Annotated in this window: 2 protein-coding genes; both read right to left on the bottom strand. The window is 66.0% G+C overall.

Going from position 1 to position 3300, the window contains the following annotated elements; translation table 11 throughout:
- Positions 1 to 390: 390 nt before the first annotated feature.
- Positions 391 to 2235, bottom strand: coding sequence for a S9 family peptidase (locus DM872_RS13085; RefSeq protein WP_179059904.1), 1845 nt, complete (start codon positions 2233 to 2235; stop codon positions 391 to 393).
- Positions 2201 to 3300, bottom strand: a 1100-nt coding sequence (pqqE, locus tag DM872_RS13080; RefSeq protein ID WP_179059903.1) for a pyrroloquinoline quinone biosynthesis protein PqqE, incomplete at its 5' end; no start/stop codon positions are given. The genes DM872_RS13085 and pqqE, both read right to left, overlap by 35 nt.

Here is a 3300-nt window from a genome sequence, read left to right as displayed (position 1 = left end):
TTGTGGGGGCGATTTCAATCGCCAAGCGAACCGCAGGTTCGCCCCTCTGCCTCTCAGGGGGCAGCTGCGCCGCCCTTGGCGAATGAATTCGCCCCTACAGGAAAGCCAATTGCGAGCTCGGCGCCGCCTAGGGCTGGTTGTGGGGGCGATTTCAATCGCTAAGCGGACCGCAGGTTCGCCCCTCTGCCTCTCAGGGTGCAGCTGCGCTGCCCTTGGCGAATGAATTTGCCCCTACAGGAAAGCCAATTGCGAGCTCGGCGCCGCCTGAGACTGGTTGTGGGGGCGATTTCAATCGCTAAGCGGACCGCAGGTTCGCCCTTCCGCCTTTCAGGGGGCAGCTGCGCTGCCCTTGGCGAATGAATTCGCCCCCACAGGAAAACCCATCACGGTCTACAGCAGCCCCCGATAGAACGCCAGCTCCGCCTCCAGCGCATGGGCCAGGTTGGTGGCCTGGCGGAATCCGTGGCGCTCCTCCGGGTAGACATGGCACTCCACCTGCCGACCCGCTTCCTTCAAGGCTGCAACCATGCTGGCGGTCTGCTCCGGCACCACTACTGCGTCCTGGCCGCCCTGGAAGAAGATCACTGGTGCACCGATTTCGCCCGCTCGCAAGACCGGCGTACGTTGCCGGTAGCGCTCAGCGTCCTGTTCAGGATCGCCGATCAGCCAGTCCAGATAGTCGGCCTCGAACTTGTGAGTCTTCTCGCGCAAAACCAGCGGGTCGCTCACGCCGTAGTAACTGGCGCCGCCGCGAAATGGCGTGTCCCCGACCAACGCCAGGAGCGTTGTGAAACCACCGGCGCTGGAACCCCGAATGAAGGCCCGTTCAGGGTTCACCAGCCCCAGTCCGGCCAGGTGCATCAGCAGCGCCTTGGCGTCTTCCACATCCAGTTCGCCCCAGCCGCCGGCCAATCGTTGCCGATAGGCACGGCCATAACCGCTGCTGCCCCGGTAATTGAGGTCGGCCACCGCAAAACCGCGCTGGGTCCAGAACTGGATGCGCGGATCGAACACGGGCTGGCAGGCGGAGGTCGGGCCGCCGTGGCAGAACACCAGCAACGGCGGACACTCGCCTTCAGGGCCTCGATGGGCTGTGTTGCAGGGCGGGTAGAAAAAGCCGTGAGCACTCTCCCCGCCCCCCACGGCGAATTGCAACGGTCGGGGCCGAGCGATTTCCTCGGTCGACAGTTCGGTACCGCCGCCAGCCAACACCCGCACGCTGGCGTCCTTGCGGTCGATGGCCAGCACGGCGCTGGCATTTTCCGGCCCGGCGGCGATGCAGTAGTAATGCCCTTCGTCCGCAGCCAACTGCCGAAAGCGACTGTATCCGGTCGCCAGCAACTGGCAGTCGTCGCCGACCAGATCGCTCTGGTCATCGGCCAGCCAGCTCCGCAGCCCCGCCTCTGGCAGGTGGCTGCATAACCCCAGTTGCCAAGGGGCCGGGGCGTGATCGGCATGGGCGGCAGGCAAGGGCCGCAGTTGCTCGCCCTCCAGCGCCCAGGGCTGCCACCAGCCATTGTGATCGCTCAGGCAGTGCAGGCGCCCCTCGGCATCGAAGCGTGGCTGTTGCAGGGATTCACTGCCATCCGCTCCTGCCACAACTTTGATCGGTCCCCAGGCATCCCCGTCACGCCGGCGCAGGCAAAGCCGTGTTTCCGTCCAGGGCTGCGCAGGACGGCTCCACTCGATCCAGGCGAGGATCTGGCCATCCGGACTGAGACGTGGCGCGGCATAGAAATCGGCGCCCTCGACCAGCACCTGACGTTCGCCGTCAGCCAGGGCAATCGCCACCAGCCGATGGGTGCCCTGTTCTTCCTCCACGGCCAGCACACGCTGATCCGCGCTCCAGAGATCGCCGTAGCGGGCGTCGGGATTTCGCGTCAGGACAGCCGGAGCCCCGGAGAACGGCTGGAGGTAAAGCTGCTGGTCAGTCTCGTTGACGAATGCCACTCCGCCCGGCACCAGGCAGAAGGCACCGCCACCATATTCGTAGACCCGGCTGCGCAGCGAGTGGCCGTCCGGCGTCAGGCAGTTCGCCTCCCCCGCCTGCCAGCGCCAGAGCGTGGTGCGCCCATCAGCGGGGTCGAACAGCGTCCAGAACAGCCCCGCCGGGCCGCAGCGCAGTTCGGCGAAATCGCGGCTGGCGGCGACGGCGCTTTCCGCGCTCCAGGGGCTGTCCCAGAAGCCGAAGGGACGGATTTCAGGCGCGACAAATGATGTTCGAGGTTCGCTCATTGCGGTAGGTCAGTTGCTCCAGGGTCCGAGGAGCATGCTCCGCTTCTTCCCGTGCCGCCAGTATCTGGCCATGGTGGCGCGACTTGGCGCAGACCGGGTCGGCATTGCTGGCGTCACCGGTGAGCAGGAAGGCCTGGCAGCGGCAGCCGCCGAAGTCCTTTTCCTTCTCGTCGCAGGAGCGGCACGGTTCGGGCATCCAGTCATAGCCGCGGAAGCGGTTGAAGCCGAAGGACTCGTACCAGATGTGCCGCAGCGAGTGCTCGCGCACATTGGGGAACTGCACCGGCAACTGGCGCGCGCTGTGGCACGGCAGCGCGGTGCCGTCCGGGGTGATGTCGAGGAACAGGCTGCCCCAGCCGTTCATGCAGGCCTTGGGGCGTTCCTCGTAGTAGTCCGGGGTGACGAAGATCAGCTTGCAGGGGTGCTTCTCGGCGGCCAGCTTGGCCCGGTACTGGTTGGTGATGCCTTCGGCGCGTTCCAACTGAGCGCGGGTCGGCAACAGGCCGGCGCGGTTCAGTTCGGCCCAGCCGTAGAACTGGCAGATGGCGAGTTCGACGAAGTCCGCTTCCAGTTCCAGGCACAGCTCGATGATCCGCTCGATCTGGTCGATGTTGTGCCGGTGGATGACGAAGTTCAGCACCATCGGGTAGCCCGCCGCCTTCACCGCGCGGGCCATCGCCAGTTTCTGCGCGAAGGCCTTGCGCGAGCCGGCCAGCAGGTTGTTCACCGCCTCGTCGGCAGCCTGGAAGCTGACCTGGATATGGTCCAGCCCGGCGTCCTTGAAGGCTTCGATGCGCGCCTCGGTGAGGCCGATGCCGGAAGTGATCAGGTTGGTGTAGTAGCCCAGCTCGCGGGCGGCGCGGATCAGCTCTTCCAGGTCCTGACGAACCAGCGGCTCGCCACCGGAGAAACCCAGCTGTGCAGCGCCCAGCTCGCGGCCCTGGCGGAACACCTCGATCCACTGTGCCGTCGTGAGCTCCTCGCCCTGCTGGGCGAAATCCAGCGGGTTGGAACAGTACGGGCACTGCAGCGGGCAACGGTAGGTCAGCTCGGCCAGCAGCCAGA

This window comes from Pseudomonas taiwanensis, from assembly GCF_013393345.1.
Lineage (GTDB): Bacteria > Pseudomonadota > Gammaproteobacteria > Pseudomonadales > Pseudomonadaceae > Metapseudomonas > Metapseudomonas resinovorans_C.
The sequence above is the reverse complement of the archived record's forward strand: the minus strand, read 5'-3'. Positions and strand labels throughout refer to the sequence as shown.

Coding starts and splice junctions, on each gene's coding strand:
- DM872_RS13085 (WP_179059904.1), bottom strand. CDS start 2,235: ATGAGCGAACCTCGAACATCATTTGTCGCGCCTGAAATCCGTCCCTTC.